Here is a 25928-nt window from a genome sequence, read left to right on the forward strand (position 1 = left end):
GCCTGAGCTCTGAAGCGAGGACTTTGCCGCCATTCCGGATGGCCAATGTGCTTTCACTGTTGTATGCCAGAGAAATACCGGAACTGAAGCTAGGGGTTGGCTTCGAGGCATCCAGCAGGGATCCTTCTCCCTCAACCAGAACCGAGCTTCTGCCTGTACTATTCGAACGGCCGCTTCCTGCTTCTCCCCCTAACCCAACAAATGTGGTTGCGACCTTTCCGCCGTCCTGAACCGTCAGCGAGCCATTGCTCGTGTATCCAACCCTTATCCCAGGCAAGTACCCTCCTAATTCGTAGGCATTCAGGACAGAGCCGTTTCCGGTGACGAGCACTGTTCCGCTGCCCTGATCTGCGATCAGTGGTCCGCCAATGTCCAGCACGGTTGTATTGACCTGTCCGCCATCCTCAATCGTCAGGGATCCAGTGCCATTGCGCCCTATTACCATGCCCTGAGAGGCCCAGGTATCCAGTAGCGATCCTGCGCCTGTGACCAGAACTGAGCCGCTGGAGCCCGCCTCGTCACCTATAGAAGCACCTAAACTGGTAAGGCCACCGGTATACTTGACGCTAACCTTGCCGCCGCCTGCGATTGTGAGCGTGCCCGTGCCCGTACGGCCGACATAAAGAGGTTCGTTGCTTATGGTCCACTCGGAACCGGTCAGGCCAGAGGGAAGGACATCGCCCGTTGCGGTGACTGACTGTGCCCGCGCTGGCTGTATCAGCAGGCCTGCAGGAAAAGGCGCGGAAGCAAGTGCGGCCCCGCACAGAAGCGAAGCAACAAAACGCCTGCTTATGCACGAACCCGCTTCGCGACTATAAGAAATTGGTGCGTTGGCACGCAGGTGAAACTGGGACCACATCTCGGCGCAGCCTTTCATTTGAATGCAAATATATTGAATAAACTGGTTAACAGTTGAGATGATTTTGGTTAATTTTCGGTAAAGAGGGTTCTAGACCCGGTAGTTTAGTCTGGATAAGAATATTTACGTCAGAAATAACGTAGCTTATTATTGTTATTTCCGTGGAAATTTGGATAATCCAGCAAGGGAAGCAAAAGCTTTACTTCGCAAATGGTTTCAATATGAAAGCGATTTATCGGAAAGCCGCACAAAGCATGCTCCCGCATCGGGCTGAAAAGTACCTTTACTGAAACGACGTTTGCCAGGCCTGACGATGGCCTTCCTCAACAGGTTGTAACTCTGTCTGTTTGTTGGTGTGAGCGGATTTTGACAACAAAAGTGGAGAAAATTCCAATAAGTTGGGGTTGCCCGTCTGTTCGTGATTTGCGACTTCATGTGTATTGAGGAAGTCATTTTCATAACCCGCTCCGGCCGCAAGGCTCGAACGGGTTCTTTTTTTGCATTTAACCGGTTACTCGCAAACCGGACATTTAAGGACGAATATTACGGCATCAATCATTCCGTCCGCGACAGCGGTTGTGGCAACGCTCCAGACTTGACGGCAAAGACTGCCGCAAGCGATAGGCATCTTAATACTGGCTCACTGATAATGAACGTGATTGGCGACACCTCTTTTTCATAAGAATTATCCTGATCGCGCAATTGGCACGCGTACTTATGTGATAAGTAGCGTTGCCACATGTTCGGGCAAAATACACGGGAACGTTTTCTGCTTAAGGTAACGGCAAATTCATGAGTGTGAGACCAGGGCACCGCGCATTGAACCCGCCAACATAAACCTTGCAGAATGATTGCGTTTTTAATTGCGCGACTAGATTAAGGCCGCAATAGTTCAGTTGCGAGAGCCCCTTTCAAGCAATTATATCGAAGTTATGCTTTCGCGTGGTCATAATCGGAAAGACAGCTTCCATGAATAAAACTATTTACGCCCTGCTCGGCACAGCAGTATCATTTATGATCTGCCCAGACATTGCATCAGCAGCTCCATACGCCGATTTTTATATCAACAATAAATCTCAAGCCGTTGCGACCTACAATCCCGGTTTGTCGAACTGTTTTGCAGAAGTTAAACCCGAATTTGAGGAGTTGAAACCTGGCGGGATACGCAAGCATAAAGCGCTATCAAAGGTAGGAAATTTGTTCTTTTGCAAAATCACGTACGAGGTGGATTACAGGAAGTGCACGTTTCTCCTGACGCGCCAGCAGACCCAGTCGTGCAGCCTGGTCACAGGATTGTGCAAGATAACATGGGGCCATCCCCAGGTCACGAGTCCGTCTGGCGGTGCCAAGTGTAGCGGACTCATAACATCTGTCGATGATATAAATGCTGTAGCCACGCCGGACAACGGACGCTTCAGCGCTACTCTGACCATCAACTGACCACCTCAAAATAAGGGCGGGTTAACCCCGCCCTGTTTTAAACTTTCCACGAAAACCGTTTGTCCGGATCGTCATTCAGATAGCGGCAAAGGTCGAGGGCTTTAAGCCAGGACGGCATCTCATCGAGCCTCCTGCTAGGATCTGTCCACTCCGCATGGGCCTGTCGGATCAGCGCTACCACAGGATTGCCGGAATCGACGTTATCTCCGACGATCCCCTGATCCCTCATGTTTCTTTCGTAGCCCAATTCTGCAACCGCCCTCGCGTGTGCCCATTTCAATGAAGCTCTTTCTTCAGGCCCTGCTTCGTCCAGATATTTGATGTAGGCCAAACAAAATGCAACATCGCCAGCTTTGGTCCGATCGTCAAAAAACGGATCGAGAGCTTCTTGAACCCGTTCTCCCAAGGTGCATTTTGCTTTGAGGACTTCGTCATCTGAAAACAATCCGCCGTGATTGCTCGCGATCGCATAAAGGCTCCTTCGATCGAGCGTATCGAGGATTGAATAAAGGTCACGCTTCGCGCCAGTTGCATGAGCGGTATCGGCAGTGTCGTTGGAAAGCTCCTTGTAACCGGCATCCAGTACGGATCGCGCGTCGAGAGCCACCTCTGAAAAGGGTTTACTGAAATCGTTGCCAGACGCCTTTGCCCCTGCTGATTTCCCGACATTGGTAGTCGTTGCGCTAGTTACAGTTGCAGTTCGTCCGGTCTCGACCGTTTTGAATGAATTTACTGAATATGTTGTGAAGCCTGTTGAAATCGAAGTCATTTTCCCTCCGAAAAATCTGGTAACTGACAAGTCGCCACTCACTCGGTGCGCACTACTGAATGTCTCGATATGCTCTGGCCAATTGAAGCAATAGAAAAATAAAGAAAAGAACTATTAGACGCAAAATGAAGGAATAATAAAGCGCGCGTTGGCAGTTTCCGAGGTTAAGTAGATATACTCGCCGGATATACATTCATTGTGGCAATTGTTATTGTTTCCTGGCAAGGAAACCATCTGTTTTCGGCTACAGAAACAGTAAGCTAGGATTGTTTGCAGGTCAGCGATTTGTAGCCTGTATTCATGAGAACGCCATCTCTGTCACGCCCGGGCTGGCAGCTCTGGCGAGTCCTTTTTGTTTGTTCTCCTATTTCAGCGTTAACTGTCCATTGTGAGGAGGAATATCATGGTATCTGTCAATCCGACTGCGGGGGTAGCCTTGGCAACGCTCCAGACTTTGAAGCCCAAGCCTGAAGAAGCAAGCGCACCTAAGCAGGCATCTTCATCAATTCTTGATCCATTGACCAGGGTCCGCACAGGCGCAGGCGTTTCCGATGCCCTGATAAAGATCAGCGAGCTCGTTAGCGGCAAGAATGGAACCTATTCAGCCCGTGCAGAAAGCTCAGTCGAGGAGACAAGTTATATTCACTGCCGTTTTACAACAAAGGACGGTACCGTTGTGGACTTTGGAAGCGTCCCATGGAGTAACAAGGACAGGCTATCGGAAGGAGAAGGGACTAAGGTTTCGGACTTGCCCGCTGAATTCATCAAAAATCACCCCATCGTGGGAGCGGCGGATCGTGTCCTGGCACATGTATCGCCGAAGGTGAACGATGAAGTGTTTCGTAACGGTGTCATCGCGTGGTTGAAAGACTGCTACATGCAGGACGAAAGCTTTCGTGCCGCCCTCGCTAATGGAACGTTGAAAGTGCAAAGAGCCAGCGACATCCCCGAGCTGGGCGGGGCGGCGGCAGATTTTGACCTTTATGATGCTCAAGGCCGTGCCTTTGGTAGAATCTGCGCTAACATGCCGTATAATAAAGAGTTTCTCACTGCCCAAAAGGAAGCGGGATTGGCTACTGCTACGGGATCGGTATTCGGGATCGATTACTATGTGACATGGCCCCAAAAAAGCTAACTGGCATTGGAAAAGGCCAGTCTTTAATCGCGACCTCAATCACCTACCAGGAATGCAATTAATGATCGGTTTGACTTTTGCAGTTGCCACATTCTTGTTCTCGACTTCGGCATTCGCCAACAATACAATAACAATCAACTGGCATAATGAAACGAATCAAATAATGTACGGGACACTGTATTATTGCCAACCTATGGGAACGTGTGAACGTCCCATGATTGGTATACCCCCCTTCCAGACACACACGATTGTGCAGACCGTCAGCCCCGATACGTATTCCCGCTCGATGGCTTTGGGGTACAGTTACTCCCACGAGACTGAGGGTCGCAGGGCATGCCGGGTATGGGCATCAGCAGCTGGCCCGCTCCGTGAATCGGATGGGCCGAGCTGTCAAAAGGGTAGCGCCGATGTTTCTGTGCAAATCACGGACGGATACATACCTCTTTCGTCCTGTGTGGTCCAAAAGTCAGTAAGAAATCACGAGAAATGCGATTACGTCTACGATGTATACTTCAAATGATAGTTGGCGCTTCGCGCCAAGCTGCCTCAGTCTTGCTGCCTGCTTTCGGGCCATAGTTCCTCCGTGCCGTCAGATCGCCCTCCTCCCGGCGTGAATGGAAACGCAAAGAATAATCAAAATGCTCATGCTCATCACGGATAGCCGGAATTTATATGGCTGCAGCAACGCCGCGTAGCCATCTCTCTTGGGTCTGAACAATTGCAATCGCAAAAGACCGACCAAACAGACGCGCCGGCAGTTTCGGTTCCGGTTGAACAATTGCGCGAACTTGCTTTCTCGCTTGGGTGCATAGTTGCGCGACGGACGCCGATTGGGCCATAGCGGCTTGTTGCCGCCGCGTTGTAAAGGGTGCCTTGGACAGCGCTTCGGGGCAAACGGATCAGAGGCAGCCATTGCCTTGCCCACGTGTTGCTCACTAAAAGCATGACTGGACATCAGCGTGTTAAATCACAGTACGCGTGAGGTGAGCGATCATTCCGCGAAATCAGTTTCCAGTTCATCTTTTATTGCAATTATATAATATCAAATTGAAAATATCTCACGATGACAACGAAATATTCTTTTGTATATTCTGGTGATTATTTAACGGAGAGACGAAGCCAGATCATCTTTATCTAAATTGGGAGGAAGTTCAATGAAGGATACCGGTCTCAAACGACGTGTCAGTTCTGTCGATGTTTATGACGAGCTGCATCGAGAGTTGCTGTTGAAGGAAATTTCGCCCGGTTCATTCATCGACGTAAGGGAGAAGGCAGAAGCCTATGGCACGAGCATAGTTCCAATACGGGAAGCATTGCTCTGTTTGTCCGAAACCGGCTTACTGGTAAGAGAGCGAAACAAAGGCTTCATGGTCCGCCAAATCCACGCAGACGAAGTGCGATTTGCACATGATGCGTTAAGGCACCTGGCTGAATATTATCTATCCGAAAGCGGGCCGACTATAGTCCCGCTTGAGAGAAACAGCTTTAGTGAAAGCATTGATGCCGTCGACCCGTACATGTTTTTCAAGCAGATTATCCAAGCCGCATCCCGGATATTCATTCCGCATGTGGAGCGCCAATTTCGCATGAACATGAATGTCATTTCGACAACCTGGTGTGTGCTCGAAGGTCAGCTCTCGTTGGATGGCTCAGGACTCCGGCATCTCTGGAATTTTGTACAACTCGCCAATGCCGGGAACCTTTCCGGGGCCTTGTTCCAGCTAAACTTGTATAATTCCAAAATGGCGCACTTGAACCGTAAAGGTCATAATATCCCACAAGCTCGTCAATCAAATGGTTTGCCAGTTCCTCAGCACAAGAAACTATGCAGCCGCACTGCTCCCGATTGAGGGAGCATCTGCACTCGCCAGTAGATGACCGGTATGCGAGGTACGTACGAGGGCGGACCTGATTTCAATTTTTGGAAATATGGGACGAACTGCAACAGGCGAAAGTCATTAAGCCGAATGGCGGGGAGCTGAGGGCGAAGGAAGCTGTGCTCTTGGCAGCGTTATCCGCCTGAAGTAGACGTCTCGTCACGAAAGAGCCGTCTGAATTCGCCGCTCATCCACCATCACGCCAACTGGTGAAAGCTCCTGCGATGGGCTGATTTCCTGCGGCTATGCGTATTGGAGCTTTTTGGCGAGGCGTAGCTCAATGGCTTCCTGAGTAGTCCCCATTGCTATCACCAAGGATTACGGATTAGCGGGCAAGCTGATGATGAGAGAACGACCAACATGATATCAGATCTATCGGGCGCTCTTGAGTGGTCGATATTTCTTTGGCATGCTGTTTTGTGGATTTGTCCAGCAATTGATTGTTGCCTCATCGGTTTTCTTTCTGGCGAACGCCGCAGCTTCGTTGACATCGGGCGACGCTGAAAGGGCAGTTCGTTTGTTCTCATTTTTTCTGCTGACGATGGCGTTGCCATATTTACCCGGCGTGGCGGCGCAATATTGCTGGCACCTTTGGAAGGCAACGCTCGTCCGGGATTTTCATCGATTCGCCATAGACCATATTAGTGGTGGCCCAAAAAGCTACGCTTGCAACGAAGCCTCAGATAGGACAACCTCGATATTCTCGAATGGAGTGCCAAGCGGACTTGAGCAGCTGGCAGATTATGCGTACGACTTTTCTCAGTGTGTTTTCAATTCGATGTGCGGTTCTTTGGCAATTGCCGCTTTCGTGGATGCGCGTTTGGGTATCGCCTATTTTTTCACGCTTGCGATATGCGCCTTATATATTTACCGATATTACTCAATTTCGGCGGCAGCATCTGAAACTGCCGAGAGGGAACGGGTGGAACTGGCGACAATATCTCGTCGCATTTGGCCTAATCTGATCCTCAGAAACAGCTTGTCCGTTCGTACCTGGACAAATCGCCTGATGCGGCAACACGAGCACAGAGTGCAAGCGGTCCAACGTGAAGCTGGAATTCGAAACATATCCAATCTGGTTTTGTCGCTCGCTTCTGTCGTGCCTGTCGCCTTTATATCCATTTTGCTCATTTACGTGAACATGAACGATCACGATTATCTGGCGTCCTTGTTTGTGACGATGCCGCGAATGTTCAGCATCCTTGCACTTGCCAGTTTGCTTCTGGCTATGGTGTTCGAATTCAGTTCGGTGTATGGGCAGCTACGCATTGTTGAAGAGCTGTTCGGGGACGTGCCAGAGGTGGGCTCGGTCAAGCTCTCGTCTATTTTGGTGGAAGCAGATGGTGATTTGATATCGGTTTCCGACCTTGATGAGTTTTTCGAGCTTTGCCAGAATTCCACCCGAATAAAAATTCGCGGAGAGAACGGTGTGGGTAAAACTTCCATGTTGTTGACTGTCAAAGATGCCTTACAGGATGGCGCGTTCTATCTTCCGGCTGCGTCAGCACTGGATCTGCCTGGCAAAACCGGAGGCGGTTCGACCGGTCAAGCTAAGAAGGATGAAATTCAGGCTGCCTTGCGCGATTTGCCCCCAAGCCTGTTGTTGCTTGACGAATGGGATGCGAACCTTGATGCAGAAAACAGGCGAGACATCAACACGCTGATCGGCGACGCTATTACGAAGGGCTTCACAGTCGTCGAGATATCTCATCGTTAGCATATAGAATCCGGTACGCCCTGCCCAGGCGGTGAATGAGCTTTTCGGTCTTGGTAAGGAAATCCAAGGCAAAGAAAATTACACCGGATATCATAGGGAGTCTTTATGATATCCGGTGTTTTCATGCTTAGACTCAGTTAACGAGTCATCACAAGAAAATTGTTTCAAATAAGTTTTCCAGAAGAGCAAAAATATTTTCAAGAACCTCTAGTCCCATGTCCTTCTCCTCTCACGATGAATTCCAGTTTACACATTTATGATATTACATGATTATTATAGCAATAAGTTTATATTTTTCAAGTTCTTGTCAATAATTACACACCAAAAGGAATCGATGATACATAACAACGGCATAAACTCGAATTAATCGGAACATTAGCGAGACGTATTATTGTATTGCCCACATAAATCTTCGATTTTCGGTAGCGTGATCCGTCAACCGTTCGGATTATAAGCAAGTAACGCGCGGGCCAGCGATAGCCATAGGGCTCGAATGCCAACCTTTCGCCCCGCTCTGAGCGGGGCGTTTGAGCTTCATCCGCCTTTGCCGGGTTCATCCGTCAAGCCGGTGGACGCCTCATGCTCGATGCGTGCCTTATCCGGCTGGGCTTGATCAGCATCATGAACCTTCGATTGCCGTTTGCGAGCACCGTCTTTCAAATCGCCTTTGGCTGGATACCCCTTGAGCCCAAGGACTGGCATCCGCGTAGTTTTGCCCATCCATTTTACCCAGGCTGTGGCCTCCGTTCCTCTCGCCTCGTCGAAATCGCGAGGGTTTCCGCCAAGTGCGATTATCTCTTCGGTATTTTTTTCCATCAGCTTGTTGTAGTACCGTCTGACGGCCCTGCCCTTCAGTATCGACAAAATTGCCCGATATCGTTGACGCTTTGCGTCAAGCTGCCTCAGTCTTGCTGCCTGCTTTCCGGCCATAGTTCCTCCACGCCGTCAGATACGCTCCCTCGCCTGCCCGGCCATCACGGCGATAATGAAGGTGCCAGATGCCGTTGCTCCACTCCCTTGCGGATCGAACACGCCCAATCGGGCCTTTGAGAGATGCAAAGCCGGAGGCAGCTCCTTGAATTCGCCTTCAATACTGAACGACAAGCAAAAGCAGGATAGGCACAATAATCTTGCGACAGAAACGATTGCTTCTATCGCAATTCACATTGCTACCGCCAACCATCCTTCAGCTCTGCGGAGAATACTCCAGGTTTGGTATGTGGGCTGTAAAATCGCAGGTCGATCGACCCTGTCAAGGAGAATGGCGCCAGATTCCCCGGGGAGTCTTCAGGGAATCTGGCGCGATAGATATATTTCCTATCCCAAAAGCATCTGTAAAAGCTCACCTAAAACAGGCAGGTTAACTAGAATATGCAGAAGTTGAGACATAATACACCCTTTCCAGTTCTCAGCAAAGGCTCCATTTTTTGTATGTATATATTGTATCAAACTTAGGAGGTCAGCAACAAAAATTTTAATTCCTTGTCACTGGAAATTTATTCTTAAATTCATTGATTTAGAGACTATAAAAAAATTGAAAGTATATTTTGCATACATGCAACAGGCAAAAATCGGGAATCGGCGCGATAGGCGTTCGGTAAGGAGTACTCAAAACAGACCTGTCGACAACTTCAGTTTCTGTCGGGTGGTTGTTGCGAACTTTCTCGCGCTTCGGGATCGAGGCGGCGCCAGGCCAGTTCAGCCAACTGCTTCTCGTGGCGGCTAAACGTTGTTACCCTTGGAGCGCTTCCCGGTCCAATGGATCCACCGCGAGTAATTCCTTAAAACCCAACAAATGCAACGGGCCCCGAGAAGCCGTTCGCAAATTTCATCGCAAGGACGATTTCAATTTCGGAGAGTTTGTGATGGCCTGCAGAAGACTCCTATCCGAGACTTGTCTAATAATCCGTACCGGTGCATTGGCCCTATTCAGTCAGCGTTATACCAACTCGGGACAAAGAAAAGCGCATTTTTTAGTCCGTTTGTCTGCCGGTGCGCAAATAAGAAAAAGGTGGCTCTTTCTCCTCCCCGCAATGCCATCCCGAAGGAGACCGGGGATATGACAATCTGCTGCACAGCGCCCGCAGTTATCGGTTGTTATGCCACGCTGTTCAGCATTGTATTCGACGGGCCGCGGGGAATAGACGCCACCCTCTTAAAGTTCACTGGAGCACAGACGATGGCAGTCCTCTTGTTCGCCTCCACTCTATCGTCGCCGCTCCTCCTGAGTCCATGTTTGAAGCACGAGTTGCGAACAATATCAGGCGTGGGGTTTAATCGGCCGTTCCGTCTCACCCCAGGTTTCAGGTGGCGGGACAATCCTGCATTGCCCCGCCGCTTTCTGACTTAAAACGAAACCCGAAACCCGAGCGTTCCCTTGTAGGAATAGCTGTCACCGAAGCTGGACAGGCTCGTATTTATCGAGCCTTCGCCGTAGACCGAGTACTTGTCGTTGTTCCAGTTATACGAGCCCCCTACACCGATGCCGCCCCACAGGCGTTCCTGACGGCTAGTGAAGTTGGTTCCGGAAACGTTGACTTTCGTACCGTCAAGGAACTCGTTGTAGAGATTGGCGATACCGTAGACGTGCGTCCGGTCAATCATGCCCCGGCTGTTATACCATGAGCTTTCATGATCGAGTGTTACGCCGAGGCGGCCCTGTAGGCTGTCGCCCTGTCCCAGCGAGACGCCGGTGCCAAAGACATCATTGAAGTCATCGAAATCGATGCTCGAGTAAACCAACTGGGCTTGTGGCGTGACGGACCAGCCATCGTTGAGCATGATCCGCTTGCCGCCCTCAAGCGACAGCGCGTATCCGAACCCGTCATTTCCTTCGACAAGTGGGATATCGCCGCCGCCAAAGCTCAGATCGCTGTCATACCAGGTGACTTGTCCTTGAGCGTCGAGATAGAACCCGTTATCGCCGTACCAGGTAAGTGTGCCGCCAAGGCCATAACCGTCGGTTCGAATGCGACCGCCGCCGTTATCGGCGTCATAGGGCGAGGAAACATCGGCCGAACCTCGGACATAGTGCACAGTGACACCGCCGATAAGCCTGCCGTTCTCGCCTTCATGAAGCATGCCATCGATGCCTGCCTGTAGCTTTAAACTGTCGAGCTCGTACTGCGCGCTCGAAGTAGAAAAGCGAGGATCGATTTTTGTATGCGCTCCTTCGACACGGCCCCAGACGCCATTCTTTTCGATAAAGGCACCGGCCTCCTCTGCGGGAGCGATCGGAGCAATGGCATCAGCTCCTTCCGACACAACGCGATTGCCTGCACCATTCCAGTAACGATTACCGACGCGCTGTTGCAGAGTCGGTAATCCATTCAAGCCGAGCAGGACCTGCGGATACGCTTCGTAAACCGGAACGGCTGGCTGGTACAGCGGCGACGGCTCAGGAACATTTACAACAGGCGGCGTGCCAGTGTCCGGAGGAGTGCCATTGTCAGGCGGCGTACCGGTACCCGGAGGTGTTGGCTCATCTTGAATCCGCTGCGACCGCAGATACCAATCGCCATCGGTTGGATTACTCACACCGTTCTTAAAGAGACCGTATGCATAAGCGCCAGCGATTACGTACTGGTTGCCGTCCATCTGGTAATTGCCCTGGAGCGAAAATACACCATCTGACACGCCAACAATGTCGATAACTTTGATGCCTTCAACGGTCGGGGCGCCCGCGCCGTTCACGTTGTAGACGGAGACATTGGTGCTGCCGCTTGTGTTTCCGTTGACAACCAGTCGGTCTGTCGCAGAGGAATCATCTCCAAGAACCGTGGAAATTTCGAGCAACCCGCCATTGCCAACATAGTCACCAACGGTTGTCAGCGTCGTGTTGGCGGCTGAGGAAAGCTTGACATTTCCACTGTTGACCAAAGAGCCGACCGTGTTGCTGTTTCCGGCCAGGTCCATCGTGCCGGTAGCGGCAATATTGTAGTCTGAAGCACTGCTGAACGTGTTCAGACCACCGGAGGCAAGAGTTCCGCCAAATACATTCGTCGGCCCCGAATATGTGCTTGCGCCAGTCATCGAGGTAAACCCGTCATGCACTTCGACCGCGCCCGTACCCGTAATCGCAGCAGAAAACGCGTAACCGCCGGTCGCGTCGCTGTGATTAAAGACCAGCTTGCCAGTTCCGTCACCAAAGTTCACTGACGGAGCATTGATGATGCCCGGGGCACTCGAGGTCGCTCCAGCAGCGGCGCCAATATTCAAAGTGCCCGTAGAGCCGGTCTGGGCTGCAATGTTGACCCCTCCCGACGCGTTAAGAACGCCGCCATTGCCGATCGTGAGCTCGCCTGATCCCGCATCGCCAACAGCAACCGTGGCAGCTGTAACGGAGGTGCCGTTACCCCCGATACTAACCCAGCCGTTGCCGGTGATGAGGCTTCCGACGCTCAGAGCACTGCCAGCAGTAACATCGGCACCATCCTGAACGTTGAGAACGCCCTGCCCCATGGCACCAATATTTATGCCTTGTGCCGCGGTCATAGTTGAATCACTGCCGGTCACTGTGATTGCACCGTTGGCCGTTGGGCTCGTCCAGGTGTCGCCGCCTGCATTAATCCAGCTGTCACTGCGCAACGCGCCACCGTTTTGGATAGTGAGTGTACCGGTACCCGCAGTGGCCCCAATCAACACGGCAGCGTTCGAGTAGATTTCAGATCCGGCACCGTCCACAACGACGGAGCCTTGTGAAGTCGCCCCGATGTTGCCGACAAACAAGCCACCTATACCTAGAGGGCCTGTAATGTTCACTTTGCTGCCGCTAAGAACACTTAGCGTACCTTCCGTGCCCTCGGCCATCCCTACGCCGATCGAACCAACGGAGTTCCACACCGAATTATCACGCAGGGTCACGCTGCCGGTAGAGCCAGCCACCTGTGCGATGCCAGCCGCATTTCCGACATTGCCAGTCGTGGTAATTGTACCGTTGGTGACAGCGACGGAGCTGTTGGTCCCGGATTGATTGCTGACGAGCAACCTTTCACTCGTCAAAGTGCCGCTATCGATAACGAGATCACCTGCAGCTTGATAACCAACCCACACATATCCGGGAGAGGTAACCGCCCCTCCGCTCTGGATAGTAAGCGATCCGTAGCTTGTGTTGCCAATAGCGAGGTCGCCCCCGACGTTCCACGGGCTACCGCCCGGATAAGCGGGATTGAGGTCTCCTCCGGCGATGATCTGTTGTGCCACGGCCGGTGAAACCGCCATTGCCATGGTCAATGCAATCGCTGTTGAAGCGAGCAAACCTTTGGTCACTTTGATTCGATTCATTTTGCCTGATGCTTTCGTTAGACCACGACCGAGCAGACTGGCTCGCCCAAGCTAAGCCAGCGTCGGTGGTGAGAATGGGGGGAACAAAGCTTTCAAAAGCGCAAAGCCTCCGGTGGGGACGTGGAAAGTCGATTAAACCGCCCACATTCGATCCAGAAATATTGCTGCCCAAAATTCATGCTACTGCCCCCACCAAACGTGGCGAGACTAGAATCGAATCTTCTACAACTCAATACAGTATTTTCTAATAAATACTGTATTTCGGATAACTGCTGGTTGCGCTTCTAATTTTAAATTACTAAAAATAGAAAGCTATGTACGGAAGCGTACGATAATATTATTATTTCACTACTTTTGGGTTAGATTATTTTTTTATACAACCAAACTTAGCTGCGCGCTAAATTTTAAACTTATTTCTCCGACGATTCGATGCCGGCATCGGCCATCCTATGGCCTTGCCGGCTGGGCTGCTTATAGATCTCTGGCCTGGGCGTCTGGCCTTTGTGATTTGTGTTAAAGGCTAAGGCTCACACCGCCGCGCGAGGCTCTGGCGACGCGAGCTGCAAGGGCAAGCTGGATGCGCGGGACTAGACAGACACGATTGAGCTGAACGCAGCGAACGGGAGTACGTCGGTGCAGCCCTCAAGAAGGCGGTTCAAACTCAACGAACGCCGATTGCGCTTGTTCGCTCTCTCGGTTGTCGAGGCTTTTCCACTCGAACCGATATCATCAATAATTGCGTGAACATGTAATAGACGTCGCGGAACAGCTCCGCTTCCACTGGCACAAGGATGCGGATCCGCGAACGGACGGTGTCGAAAAAGCACGTCTGAGAAACCGTCACTTTCTAACTATGGCTGGCAGGAATCTGGACGCGGTCGTCAGGGACAAGGCCAGAAATTATTTCTACACCTGCTGGAAACGTGCCTCCCAAGACGACAGGGACGGGGATGATTTGTCCTGTCCGACGGACATTTATGTATGGGCCGCGTTCGTCCGTGAATATCGCGGATGGAGGAACGACTATCGCTGCAGGGCTGGAATATGATTTTATGGTCATGCGCACGGTCATACCTATCCGGATAGCCTTGCGCAGAGCCTCGTCCTCGCTGGTAAACGAGACACGCACCTCGAAAGCGGCTGCGTTGGGACTGCTGCGTTCGCGGCTAGCCTCAGCGCTGACACTGACGACTTTTCCATATATCGTGCTTTCGGGAAATGCTTCGCTGATAATAGCGACAGATTGGCCGATCCTGATTTCGTTGACATCAACCTCATCGACAATGCCGATGGCTTTAAAGCTCGTCACATCTGCTATGGAAAACAAAGCTGTTCCCCTTGTGAGACTGGCACCCGGTTCTGTTGAGGCGTCCCCTCGGCCATCTCCGGCTCTGGACGGCGGTCGTGTCAAAATCCCACTAACGCCTGCTACAATGTTAGAACCGGCCATTTGCCTTTCCAGATCGAAAAGACGCCAACGCGCATTCTCCAGATCAAGTAGCAAAAGCTCTCGGTTCGCAGTGTTTCCACGTTGCGCGGTTGCCTCCAGTTCATCCTGGGCGCTCGCGACGAAAACTCGTTGCGCATCTCGCTGCTGAACCAGACCCTCATATTCATTTCGTGCTATAATCCCTTGATCCAGCAAGCGTTTGAGTTCGGTGACCTGCTGCTCCAGATGGGCCAAGGTCGATTGTGCCGCGCCCAGTGCACGCCTTGCACGTTGCATTTCGGGGCCGCTATCCCAGTTTTCCAAGCCGTCTAATGCCAGCTTCGCTTTGAGATAAACAGATTTCGCCTCCCGATAACGGCTCGCAACGTCGGCTGTATCCATCACTGCCAGCACAGAACCTGCTTCGACATAATCGCCGAGTTGAACGCGCTTTTCGCGGATCGTCCCATCAAAGGGCGCGCCTACCGCCACGACATTTCCTGCCGCGATGGTTCCGGAGATATGCAGTTCAGCAGACACTGGCTGGGGAGTAGCTATGATTTCCCGCAGGCGCTGCAACCTGCCAGTTTTCTCTTCAATATTGGCTGGTGTGATCGCGTTCGCTTTCCAATACCATAGGTATCCGCACAACAGGAAAATTGCTGATGCTGCCGCCATGGCCACTACCCTGCACCGGCCCCGAGTAGCGTTGGACGCTCCATCTTGCACGAATTTCGTAAGGTCACTGATGCCCATGTCAATCTTCCAAATTGATCTTCCAGGTGTCCAGTGCTGTTCCCAGTTCAATATCAAGACGGGTCAGCGAATTAAGATAGCCGATGCGCGCAGCCAGAAGCTGGTTTTCGCTTGAGCGAAGATTGTCCTGCAGGGAACGCACCTGAAAGTTCGTTGAACGGCCCGCATTGAGTTTGATTCGTTCAATCTCTATAGCCCGGGCGGCAAGGTTGTGAGCACGCTCCGCCACAGCCAATTGCTGCCACAGAAGGTCCACCTCCGATGCACTGCGCCGGATTTGAATTTCTATTCCGGCCCGGATATCGCTCAATTGTAGCAGGGAACTGCGGTAACTCGTGTTTGCCTGCACCAACTGTTGTTTGCGGGAGAGGTCGTTAACCGGGAACTTGAAGCGCAGACCTCCCCCGATATCGGCAAAGTCATGCGAAGGACCGCCATCTGCCGTTTCATGTCCAATTCGTCCCCTGGCGAACAGGGAGACGTCCCACAGTTGCTGATTTCTGGCGACCGTAATCCCGAGCTTTTCCTGCTCAAGCACATACAACTGGGCTTGATAGTCGGGCCGTTGCGCAATTGCTGTGCGAAGCAGGTTATCCAGTTTTATATCCGGCTTTTTCAGAGCAATGGACTCACGAGCGATAACGGGTGTTGATAGATCAAGATCGAGCAGGTTCAACAGGGCGAGCCGGGCAGCTTCTATCTTTTGTTTTGCCTGAAAGACCCGAAGTCGCTGCGTTGACAAATCGGCTTCGGTCACTACCGCATCCATTTGTGCCATTCTGCCGGAGCTGATCAGTGACCTGTTGATTGAAAGGAGGTTCTCTGTTCTCGAAACGCCATCGTCGGCCAGTTTCAATTCCTCTTGTGCCAGCAGCAGGTCGCGATGGGCGAAAATGATAGCACCGATGGTTTCCGATAGGGTCGCTTTCAAACGCAATCTATTGATTTTTTCACCAAGCCTGGCTTGCCTGATAGGAGCAAGATTTATCTCCGAACCTGCCCCGCGCAACAGTGGCTGTTCGACGTTCAGCTCCGCGGCGGTCTGGCGGCCTTGCCCTGCCTCAGACCAGTGGGTGTGGTTGTTCCAGCTGAAGCTGAAAGTCGCACCCGCTGGCGTCAAGAGCGTGACCGCAGGAACGACGTTGAGGATTGTACTATTGACATTGCCGATACGCTGGCGCGCAATCTCGCCCTCAATGGCAAGTTTCGGATCCAGTATTCCTTCGGTAACAGACAGGTCGAATTTTTGCTGAATTCGGTCAATATAGGCGCTTTTGATGTTTCTGTTATTACGCAATCCCAGAAATATCGCATCGGCCACCGTTATTTGGGTGCCTTTGAGAATAGTCCTTTTGGAAGAAGCGCTGCGATTCCCGGCAGAAGCGTGCTGCCCCGCGGCTTTTCCGGCCAGTTCCTGAGTGGGGCGAGATTGAGGGACTGGAATATGAGATGTTGCCGAAGCGGTGGTGGCTCCAAGGGCTGACAATAGCGCCAGATTGCGGATTATCCGACGCATTATTCACTCCTCAAAGCTGCAACTGGATCAAGCCGGGAGGCCTTGATGGCCGGATAAATGCCGAAGACAAAGCCGACGATAACAGCCATTGCTGCTCCCGAAGGAAGCGCGAAGGGAGCAGGCTCAAATTGCCAGTCGGAACTGCTGGCGAATAGACGTCCGGCAACATACCCGGTTGCGATACCAGCAGTGCAACCAGCAAATGAGACAAGCAGCGTTTCGGTGAGAAACATCATCCAGATATCTTTTCGCCGCGCGCCCAGAGCCAGCCGGAGGCCGATTTCCTGTCTGCGCTCCATGATATTCATCAGCATAACATTCATGATGCCGACGCCGCCGACGACGAGGGAAACACCACCAATGCCGGCGATAAGCAGGGTGTAGATGTGCATTTGTTCCTCAATGCTGGCGATCATTTGCCGCGCAGTCGTCACCTGCACCTGTGTACCTGCAACATGTTGCTTAAAATAATTACCTATCGCCACGGCGGCCTCTTGATCGTCCTTTCCCGGCTTGAGCCGTCCGGCTATCCGGCTGATATTCAAATCCTGCGAGACACGCCGGGCGGTCATGAAAGGAAGCACGATTGAATTATCAAGATCGATATTAAGAAGATAGTTGGGACGTGTCGGACATAACAAGCCGACGACTGTCAGTACCTGATTACCAAATGAAATCTGGTCACCCGTTGAAAGCATGAGACCTGTCGCAGCCTGTATCTTCGATGCAATTTCGGCGCCGACCACCGCAAATGGTGCGTGACCATCAAGGTCGGAAGTAAAGCGCCCCTGAGACAGACGAGCTTTTGACAGGTCGTAAATCCGGTCACTTGCTGCCAGGACGATTGCAAGTTCCCTAGCGCGCCCGTGGCGGACATGTCCTCCGGTCTGGATGATTGCTGCCGTTGAAATAAGCCCGACGTTCGCTTTTGATATCCCTATCACATCCGCAATCGAAAGCGGGCGTCTCGTCGCTCTGGCGATTTGCGGCTGTATTGATATGAGATCACTACCCAACCCCTCAAAGCTACGAAGCGCGGCAAGACGAGCATTATGCCCGATATGCAGCATTGCAATGACGGCGGCGGTCCCTATTGCTATTCCTGCCAATGCAAGCATAGTGCGAGTACTGGCTATCCGAAAATCCATCAGGGTTTCCTGAATGATAACTCGGGCGGGATTGTTCCACGTTGGTAGCATGGTATTCAAAGCCCCAGGGAGCGGCTCTGCTGATCATCCACAATCTGACCATCCCGCATGACGATACGATGCGGGCAGCGCGATGCAATGGCATGATCGTGGGTTACTATTATTACAGTCAGCCCGAATTCCGCGTTCAGTCTGGCAAATAGCGACATCGTTTCCGCGGCAGACTGGCTGTCGAGGTTTCCGGTGGGTTCATCAGCCAGCAATATCGCTGGATTGCCGACGAGGGCGCGAGCAATGGCAACACGCTGACGCTGCCCGCCGGAAAGTTCATCCGGACGGCGCATCACCCGTTTCCCTAGTCCTACAAGCTGGAGCGCTTTTTGTGCAATTTCGCGCCGCCTTGCTTTTGATATGCCCCGATAGAGCAGCGGAAGAGCAACGTTGTCGAGTGCGGAGTAGCGGGGCAAGAGATGGAAATACTGAAAGACGAAACCGATCTCCCGATTGCGCAGTCTTGCAACCTCATCTTCTGAAAGCTCGCCAACCCTCTTTCCGGCGACAAATATATCTCCTGAGGCAGGTCGATCCAGCAAACCGATCAGGTTCATCAACGTTGTCTTTCCTGAACCGGAGGCGCCGGTCAGGGCACAAAGGGTTCCTTTCGCAATTTCAAGCGACACAGAATCGAGAGCCAAAACCGGCCTGCCCGGACTCCCATAATACTTTGAAACATTTTCCAGTTTAAGCAAGATTCTTCCAGAATGAAGGTGATATTGATAACTATATTCATTATGAAGGCATATTTTATTGAAGTTTAAGCGAATCTTGCACAAAATACAATTCGTAACAGCGACGGAAAACTTATCTTTATTATAATCGAGCCGGCGTGAGATGCCTTTTAAGGGGCGTTGCAGGTCGTTGGCAATTACCAAGGAGGAATGAGTTTACACAAGCCATCAAAGGCCGACAGTCGCCAACGACCTGACTGCTTTATTTCTGGATTTATTGAACGGCTGGGATGTTTGCTGAAGGAGGTTGAGCGGCTTCACGGCGACAATGTGCAGCCTGCCAATATAGCTTCCGGCGCCGCTTATGCTTGTTCATTTTGTGGCTCGTCTGGACTGAAGTTCTGGCACCGCTCATTCACTACCAAATTCAATTGTTACCGCCTTCAGGAGGAGTATTCTGTGTCTTATTCAATGAAAATCATGAGCGTATTCATGGCAGCAGGGTGTCCTGATGGCCAATGCGCCAGCCCTCGCGAGTACAGCCAGCATCACACTGCGTAATACCAACACCGGCCCGGCCACTGCCGCAAACACCTTCAATAAAACTTACGAGAATATTTGCGTTGTGACGAAGCCTGCACCCGACGCCACATTTGGACCGGCTAATGCTCAACGTTTGGAATCCAGGTGCCTCGCCGGAGCAGGTGGCGTGGTGCGATACCGTACTACTACAGGCAAGGAATGCACGTTCGCTTGGACTTCGATACCCCAGATCACCGTGTCTGGATATAAGTTTACTGCAAGTGCCAAGTCGACAGGTCCGGTAACAGCAACCTGCCGGTCAATCTTCGGATCTCGAGACATGCACACGGGCGATATGGCTCAGACCTTCGAGATGCAATAGCCGGATTAAAGGCTCAAATGAACTGCTGCTTATTTTCCAGCTGTCGTTGAAAAACTCCTTGTAACTGTTTTGTCAACGGGATCGCGGGGATAAGCCTGGAAGCGGCTTTCGCTCCAGTCATCGTCACCCCCGCGAGCACCACCTCGTCCTCATTACCGAAGAGGTGGCCAATCATGGCCGCAACCACAACGCGATGCGGGTTAGGCCCTTCGCCCTCGAACGTCCACAAACGGCAACGGGCGGTCCAATTCTGGCAAGCGCATTCATCTTTAACTTGCGATCATCGTACCCGTCTCAGGCTCGGGTGAGTATTAAGCAAAGCAAGGGCTAATGCCCATGCTTTGCTTAATACGTCATGCCGCGCCAATAAAGGTCATTTTGATCCAGGGGCAGCAGACGCTTCCATGTTCCCACGATCATTCGAGGAAGTCATCCAGCGACTGAAAGACGCCCGCTGTTTTCCAAAGGCCCCGGTTGCCCACAACGTAAAGGACCTCCTTCGCTCTCGTCGCTGCGACATTGAGCAAATTGGGGCGAGCCCCGGCCCAACCGCGCGCGCCTCGCTGCTGTGCGTCCGGGGCTCCCAGAATGAAGAAGACGGCTTCCGCCTCACGGCCTTGCACGGTATGAACCGTCCCGACGCGATCCTTCGTCCACTGATAAGGATTTTCGATCCATCCCTCGAGCAAGCCGCTGGTACGCAGCAGCTCGCGCATGCGATCCTGAACCACGACAAACGGAGTTACGACATAAAAGTCGGGAGCGCATCCTTGCTCTCGCAGATGACGCAGTTGAGTGAGCAGTGCGTCACCCTCCTGCGGGCACCACTTTTCCTGCCCTCGCCCCTCGACGTCGATCCATCGGGAAGGGCCAAGCACGTCACGGATTGCGGAGGATTTGGCTCCCTTTGCTTGCACCATGAGGTTTTCGTAGGCGATGGAATTCGAAATGCTGAACATCGGCTCGGCACAGCGTCTATGCACGAGAAGAGGCACGCCAACTTCACGCGTCCCCAATTTCGTTTCGAACGTTCCGTGGTATTCCGTAGCACTGTCGGCCAGTGTTTGCACCGAAGCTGCGGGTGCGTTGTAAATCTGCGGATCGATCCCGAACTGTCGGCACATCGCTTCCGTCAACTGGTCGGGCAGAACCACCACCGGCTCGATCTGGATCGGATCGCCAACGACCATTGCTCGTTTAGTCCGCATTAATGCACCAACGGCTGCCTGCGGCAATGCCTGGCCTGCTTCGTCCACCAGCAGCCAGCCAAACGATTCAGGTCCGATTTTACCAAACATACGTGAGACAGAAGCAAACGTGGTTGAAATCACCGGCACCAGCAGAAACAGGGTCGACCAGAGATCAGGGATCAGCGCGTCTTTTTCCGGACTTCCCAGCGAGCGCGTGCCAAAGCCGTCCATCAAAACATTAAGGTTATGACGGACCGGCTTCGCCGCGCAGTCAACAAACGCCTTGTGCAAGGCCATCGCTGCCTCGAAAACATCATTGCGCAAACGCGTGGTAGCCGCATCCAGCCAGGGAGCGCTTTTCTGTTTATCCTGATGAGGCTGTTCGAAAAACTCTTCCGAAATGAACTTGCCGGGGTGCCGGCGGGCAAGGTCTTCGCAAGCATTCCGTTCGCAGCTGATTGTCTCGATCAGCCCCGCGAGCGAGGCTTGCATCTGCTGAACCTCACCATTTGCTCGAACAAGCTCCGACTTTTTCGTCTCGGCGTCTGCCGACAGGCGCGAAAGCGTTGTTTTTTCCGCGGAAAGGCTTTCAGAGTAGGCTTGATGTGCTTCCCGCCATGAGCGAAACGCTTGGGTGCCGAAAAGCCGGTTAAGAAAACCGGGCCGGGCACTCCATGAGCTGGCCAATCGCAGGTCCAAGGCTTCGATCTCGCGCTTTTGGGCGTCGAAGGCTGCTCCGGCTTTTTCCGCATTGTCCGCTAATTGCGCCAGCACCGGCTGCATTGCCTCGATTTCGACGACGAGTTCGTCAGCCCTCTTCTGTCTTTGCCTGATCGAGCGCAAAAGTTCATGGGCTTTTTGTAGTTCTGCCAATGCGGATTTCGAAGAGGCCGTTACATTGCGAAAATGCTGACGGGCTTTTCTCCAGCGCCGCAGAGCGTGGTCATGATCCTCAGGTGCGTTTTCCCTGACGATGATATGTGGTGGTCTTTGCTTCGTTCCTGTCTCCGTTTTCTCAGTGATCAGTTGAGGATTACCGCTGGCCTGTTGCAAATATCTCTGGAGACCGACATCGTCGTCCCACCAGAAGGTCTGTCGGAAATCACTTCTGTTCTTCCCGTTGCCGAGCACTGCGGCTACCGCACCCCAGGTGTCTCGTTGCAACAAAGTGTCAGATACGGTCTTGAAATATCTGAGGCCGCCTGCGTCTCCTGCGATCGCCTGAGTGGCTGGCAGCTCGGCGCTAACATTTTCGACGGCTTTGTTGTTGGAGGAGGCAACGATCATCTCATACCCCGTGATCTTATCGTCGAGGCGATAAAGATGAACGAAGGAATTCCCCTTCTTGAGCTTCTGGCCGGAATGGATGAAGGCGCATTCCGGCTCGTCATAGGTGCTAAGAATTTCCGCCCGCTGGGTGACAAGCGCGGCGATGACGTCGCGAAGAAGGGTTGTTTTTCCGGTACCCGGTGGTCCGTTCACCGCAAGAATGCCATCGGTTTGCAGGTCGTTAAGCGCAAGATTGACGGCACATTGCTGAAAGAGTGCAAGCGGATGACGGCCGTCGCCTGGCCATGATCCCAAGGGAAATTTCAGGGGTTCGAGCGCTTCCGAAAGCGCTTCTTTATCTTTCATGAGGTTACGGCGATCGCAAGGTTTAAGAACGCCCAGATAGCGCTTGAGATTGGGCGTCATCTTACCGGCGGCCACGAGGGCACGAGCCGCGGCCAGATCATCAAGGAAGAACGAATTAAGCAAAACTGCTTCAGGCGGATCTTGCAGTTTGAAATACTGATACGTTCGAATGGCAAACGAGGGCGGCATGACGAGGGTCGCAGGAAGGCCTATTGCCTGAACCAGCCAGTCATACGCGTTTTGAATCATCTTGCGGGTGAGCGGCTGCGGATTTCCATCCTCGTCGGCAACAATGATCTTTGCCGCTAAACCCGCCAGAAGTGACTTTTCAGCCTCCGACCATTGTCCGAGATCTGACAGCCTGCCGCCCAGTGCAACGGGAATTCCCCAACCGAAGCTGGAAATGGAGACGGAATCTCCCTCTACAGGCCGGCCCTCCCGGTCAACCATGATCGTGGCCAGAACAGCCTCTCCACGCACTTGCGGACGCTCCGCGCGGCTGTCCGTGTATATGGCCAGCAACGCGGAAACGGCGTTTTCCATTTTGATACTGCCAAGAATGATTTGGTAGTATAGCTTCTGGTTGGGGCGGCTTTTCTCGCCGCCGTTCTCCCAGGGCAACGTCTCCTTGTCGATTTGGGCGATACGGTATCGATCACCCCCCACCAAATCCTCGGGCTTGCGAAACGACGGAGGGGACAACACCTCCATTGCGGTCCACGCCGAAAGGATGCTTTGCGGATCGTTGCTGATCGAAGGCCACTCCAATGTAGTATGTATTCCGAATGCCGTGGATGAAGCCGAGCCGCCTGAATCCGCCCGCTCGCCTGGCTTCGCGGCTGCAATAATCGGCCTTTCCGCGGCGGATTCGCTACTGCCGATGCTTAAAGCAGATGGATGAGGAATCGTTTGGCGGGCTTCCATTACCCGATGTCGCAGTTCTTGCGCGCGATCGGTCTTTCGCCGGCAAAGTTCTGCAACCAGTTCGTCCAAAAGGCTTGAGTCACTGGATCCTCGATCGAATAGAGCTTCAAGCTCTACTATGCCCTTCTGAATAAGCGGTCTGTTTGACATATCAAATATTCTCAAAATTACTGTTCTAAGCTGTTCGCCGATGGCGGCCATGAAAAAGCAAATGTCACGATACAAAAGTATTTAGTGACATCCGCAGTGCATTGAGGTTGTTCACAAGGATGAAAAAGGAAATTGTATCCCTCCTCCGGGTCCCGATTACATGAACGAATCCGTTTAACCCAGGTTAGGCGCGAACCGAACCTGTTGGAAGTCTAACACTCCAGAAATTTCGCTATTTCAGTCGAAAAGTCTTCCGTCTCCGGAATATCCCGCAAGCTTGATATCCTTGAATTTATCGCTGACTTGCAAGGTACTTAGCCTGGACAACTGTTCCCAAATTGACCTTGATGGCTCCATGAACCGCCGCTGGTGAGGATCACGTGCGAACGTCACGAGCCTTCTCGCGGCAGCGACTAAAAAATGAGCTTGAGAGGCTTTTGAGCGGCTCCCTGATGCCTCTCCGCTCACTGCTCAGCCTCGTTTGCGCTCTCTTGTTTTCACCACTCCGATCATTCAATTTGGAAGCGATAGAAATTGCAAGGCACTTTGCGACCTGACATTCTCGCAAGCGTGTGAGAAGTGAACATCACCTTGGCAGGGTTTCCTCTATCAAGGTGGGCAGTGTTCTTCAAACCCTACCCAACTTTTCTCCTGATTCTGGAGATAGGCGCACTCACCTGGCTGTTTTAAGAGATGCGCTTATATCCCGCCAATCGTTCCCATTTTCGATTGGCGGGAATTTTTTTGAATAGAACGGTGACTTATCCGCCAGCAGATAATTTGCTTGCGCCCACGCTTCCAAATTGGAAGCGATAAGAGTTGCCAAGGAACTAATACCTTGGCATTTGTGGCTCCTCTGACGGAGAAGAGCGATGGGACCTCGTCCGGTTCAGGTCGCCTGGGCAAGGCTCCACTCATCCAAGTTCGCTCCTGATTCTCACCGTTCAGATGGCGCTTCTCTCTTCTGCCATAGTTGGAGGGAAGCGCCTGCAACCCCGTCTCCCACGTTCCCCAACCAGTGGCGGGGTTGCTTTTCTCCCCTACGTGGTTTGCAACAGCGCGTTTTCGGACTCTATTGCAAATATTTAGTCGATGTCCGAAAGAGTTGCTGGCAGTTCTTCAGCGAAACTTTCGACGTGCGTTTACAAGTGGCGCCGTTTTCAGGGTGACGTGATTTTATGGGCGGCGCGGTGGTGCTGGCGCTATGGGATCAGCTACCGCGATCTTGAACAGATGATGAGTGAGCGAGGTCACCGTCGATCGTTCTACGATTGACAGCAGGGTAGGCGCGCCCGTTTGACTGTTCGACAGCCGCTTAAACCCTGCTAGCCTCGTCATTCCGTGCTCGGTTGGCGAAGGCTTCTTCGTTCTTCGAATGCATTTGGTCTTACTGCTCACCTGTCTAAATTCGGTAATGTAACTGCGATCGCAACGCCCCTAAAAAGCATTCATTTTGAGAACGATAGAAGTTGCAAGGCACACCACAGCCTGCCATGTTTCCGGCCTCTGACGGAGAAAGCGATGGAACCTCGTTTGCCGGGGCGGGCCTTTTTGGGGAGGCAGATCGAGGTCCACTCATCCAAGTTTCGCTCCTGATCTCCATCCTCAGAGGTGGCGCTTCTCTCTTTCGCCGTAGTTTGGGAGAAGCGCCAGCAACTCCGATATTGGTTCTTCCAAACCGATCAGCGGGGTCGCATATGGCATTAATCTGAACCCTCCAGTTCAGAGAAAGTGCAGATGTTCTTTAATCGAGACGCCATCTGCGCTTGCAACCCCGCTGTCCCCACCGAATCAGCGGCGGGGTTGCTTTAATCGAAACAGCGCGGCGATCTCTTGCCTAATTATCGCAGCGCTTGCAGCTCCGTCACATTAACGTTCCCTCGGACCTACGACGGAGCTGCTCTTTTCCTCAACTACATTACCAGAACCTCATTGAAACGTCGGCTCAATTGCGGATTTATTCATTTTCCGAGCGTCTGATTTTGATATCCACGCGCGCGCATTTGCCTCCAAGGCTCGGCTGGCGAACGAACCACCCTTTTTGTCCGCCATAGCATCCTAATCACCGCACGGACCTACCCCACGGCTTCCGGTTTTGGTGGCAAGCGGTCTTTCGATGGTCATCGCCCCTTCCGGGTAGACAGCAATCCGCAGCTTGCTTTGGACCTTTCGCGAGAGTTGCGAACTGAGCCCGGTCAATTCGGCGATCTGTCTGGGGGACGGGCGGATGGATCAGAGGCGCATCGCAAGAGCGCCAGAATGCAGAGGCAAGTTTGCCAGGGCTGGCCACTTCAGTAGAGGCTTACGGAAGCGCGGTGGATTACCAGCAATCGCGCATTGCACAGGAGCACGCGGCCGAGCAGCGTCGTCTGAGCGTGGAAGTCCCTATGCCATCATCTGGGTTGGCGGCTATGTTGCAACTAGCACCTCAAGCGCAATTGCAACATTTGGTTGATCGTCCGGAACTT

13 protein-coding genes and 1 pseudogene are annotated in these 25928 nt (G+C 52.5%); 4 read left to right on the top strand and 10 right to left on the bottom strand.

From position 1 onward, the window contains the following. Positions 1-220: 220 nt before the first annotated feature. Positions 221-877, bottom strand: a pseudogene (locus tag ACOWVS_RS21940) (hypothetical protein); the annotation flags it as partial. A 951-nt stretch (positions 878-1828) separates the two neighbouring features. On the opposite strand from ACOWVS_RS21940, the gene ACOWVS_RS21945 reads away from it, so the two are divergent. After that, positions 1829-2299, top strand: a complete 471-nt coding sequence (locus ACOWVS_RS21945) for a hypothetical protein (protein ID WP_075042288.1) — start codon at positions 1829-1831, stop codon at positions 2297-2299. A gap of 37 nt (positions 2300-2336) precedes the next feature. Here the strand turns inward: ACOWVS_RS21945 and ACOWVS_RS21950 are convergent, their stop codons facing one another. Beyond that, on the bottom strand, positions 2337-3068 hold the full coding sequence (locus tag ACOWVS_RS21950) for a hypothetical protein (protein WP_139309296.1): 732 nt from the start codon (positions 3066-3068) through the stop codon (positions 2337-2339). A 403-nt stretch (positions 3069-3471) separates the two neighbouring features. Between ACOWVS_RS21950 and ACOWVS_RS21955 the strand changes: the two genes are divergently transcribed. From ACOWVS_RS21955 to ACOWVS_RS21965, 3 genes are all read left to right on the top strand, one after another. After that, positions 3472-4203, top strand: a complete 732-nt coding sequence (locus ACOWVS_RS21955) for a hypothetical protein (protein ID WP_075042290.1) — start codon at positions 3472-3474, stop codon at positions 4201-4203. A gap of 1154 nt (positions 4204-5357) precedes the next feature. Beyond that, on the top strand, positions 5358-6053 hold the full coding sequence (locus ACOWVS_RS21960; protein WP_075042291.1) for a GntR family transcriptional regulator: 696 nt from the start codon (positions 5358-5360) through the stop codon (positions 6051-6053). Positions 6054-6465: 412 nt separating this feature from the next. Continuing rightward, complete coding sequence (locus ACOWVS_RS21965) at positions 6466-7797, top strand: hypothetical protein (RefSeq protein ID WP_139309297.1); 1332 nt, start codon at positions 6466-6468, stop codon at positions 7795-7797. Positions 7798-8331: 534 nt separating this feature from the next. Here the strand turns inward: ACOWVS_RS21965 and ACOWVS_RS21970 are convergent. The 8 genes from ACOWVS_RS21970 to ACOWVS_RS22005 form a co-directional block, all read right to left on the bottom strand. Then, the gene (locus ACOWVS_RS21970) at positions 8332-8727 is read right to left on the bottom strand and encodes a hypothetical protein (RefSeq protein ID WP_075042293.1); all 396 of its coding nucleotides are present in this window, start codon (positions 8725-8727) and stop codon (positions 8332-8334) included. Positions 8728-10143: 1416 nt separating this feature from the next. Further along, on the bottom strand, positions 10144-13080 hold the full coding sequence (locus tag ACOWVS_RS21975; RefSeq protein WP_139309298.1) for an autotransporter outer membrane beta-barrel domain-containing protein: 2937 nt from the start codon (positions 13078-13080) through the stop codon (positions 10144-10146). A gap of 847 nt (positions 13081-13927) precedes the next feature. After that, positions 13928-15187, bottom strand: a complete 1260-nt coding sequence (locus ACOWVS_RS21980) for an efflux RND transporter periplasmic adaptor subunit (protein WP_170873279.1) — start codon at positions 15185-15187, stop codon at positions 13928-13930. Between the two features lie 79 nt (positions 15188-15266). Beyond that, positions 15267-16781 (bottom strand): TolC family protein, encoded by a 1515-nt coding sequence (locus tag ACOWVS_RS21985; RefSeq protein ID WP_081375286.1) that lies wholly within the window; start codon positions 16779-16781, stop codon positions 15267-15269. Then, positions 16781-17929, bottom strand: a complete 1149-nt coding sequence (locus ACOWVS_RS21990; protein ID WP_170873280.1) for an ABC transporter permease — start codon at positions 17927-17929, stop codon at positions 16781-16783. Before ACOWVS_RS21990 ends, ACOWVS_RS21985 begins: the two co-directional genes overlap by 1 nt. Positions 17930-17985: 56 nt before the next feature. Further along, the gene (locus tag ACOWVS_RS21995) at positions 17986-18861 is read right to left on the bottom strand and encodes an ABC transporter ATP-binding protein (RefSeq protein ID WP_345568948.1); all 876 of its coding nucleotides are present in this window, start codon (positions 18859-18861) and stop codon (positions 17986-17988) included. Positions 18862-19574: 713 nt separating this feature from the next. Then, positions 19575-19736, bottom strand: coding sequence for a hypothetical protein (locus tag ACOWVS_RS22000; RefSeq protein ID WP_170873281.1), 162 nt, complete (start codon positions 19734-19736; stop codon positions 19575-19577). 241 nt (positions 19737-19977) lie between these two features. After that, entirely contained in the window at positions 19978-23511 is a 3534-nt protein-coding gene (locus tag ACOWVS_RS22005; RefSeq protein ID WP_139309299.1) for a DEAD/DEAH box helicase, read from the bottom strand. Between the last annotated feature and the right edge of the window lie 2417 nt (positions 23512-25928).

The organism is Brucella sp. IR068 (assembly GCF_049065885.1).
Classification (GTDB): domain Bacteria; phylum Pseudomonadota; class Alphaproteobacteria; order Rhizobiales; family Rhizobiaceae; genus Brucella; species Brucella intermedia.

Excerpts from the sequence above, each read along its gene's own strand:
- ACOWVS_RS21945 (WP_075042288.1), top strand. The coding sequence starts at position 1,829 with ATGAATAAAACTATTTACGCCCTGCTCGGCACAGCAGTATCATTTATG.
- ACOWVS_RS21950 (WP_139309296.1), bottom strand. The coding sequence starts at position 3,068 with ATGACTTCGATTTCAACAGGCTTCACAACATATTCAGTAAATTCATTC.
- ACOWVS_RS21955 (WP_075042290.1), top strand. The coding sequence starts at position 3,472 with ATGGTATCTGTCAATCCGACTGCGGGGGTAGCCTTGGCAACGCTCCAG.
- ACOWVS_RS21960 (WP_075042291.1), top strand. The coding sequence starts at position 5,358 with ATGAAGGATACCGGTCTCAAACGACGTGTCAGTTCTGTCGATGTTTAT.
- ACOWVS_RS21970 (WP_075042293.1), bottom strand. The coding sequence starts at position 8,727 with ATGGCCGGAAAGCAGGCAGCAAGACTGAGGCAGCTTGACGCAAAGCGT.
- ACOWVS_RS21975 (WP_139309298.1), bottom strand. The coding sequence starts at position 13,080 with ATGAATCGAATCAAAGTGACCAAAGGTTTGCTCGCTTCAACAGCGATT.
- ACOWVS_RS21980 (WP_170873279.1), bottom strand. The coding sequence starts at position 15,187 with ATGGCGGCAGCATCAGCAATTTTCCTGTTGTGCGGATACCTATGGTAT.
- ACOWVS_RS21985 (WP_081375286.1), bottom strand. The coding sequence starts at position 16,781 with ATGCGTCGGATAATCCGCAATCTGGCGCTATTGTCAGCCCTTGGAGCC.
- ACOWVS_RS21990 (WP_170873280.1), bottom strand. The coding sequence starts at position 17,929 with ATGGATTTTCGGATAGCCAGTACTCGCACTATGCTTGCATTGGCAGGA.
- ACOWVS_RS22000 (WP_170873281.1), bottom strand. The coding sequence starts at position 19,736 with ATGATTGGCCACCTCTTCGGTAATGAGGACGAGGTGGTGCTCGCGGGG.
- ACOWVS_RS22005 (WP_139309299.1), bottom strand. The coding sequence starts at position 23,511 with ATGGCCGCCATCGGCGAACAGCTTAGAACAGTAATTTTGAGAATATTT.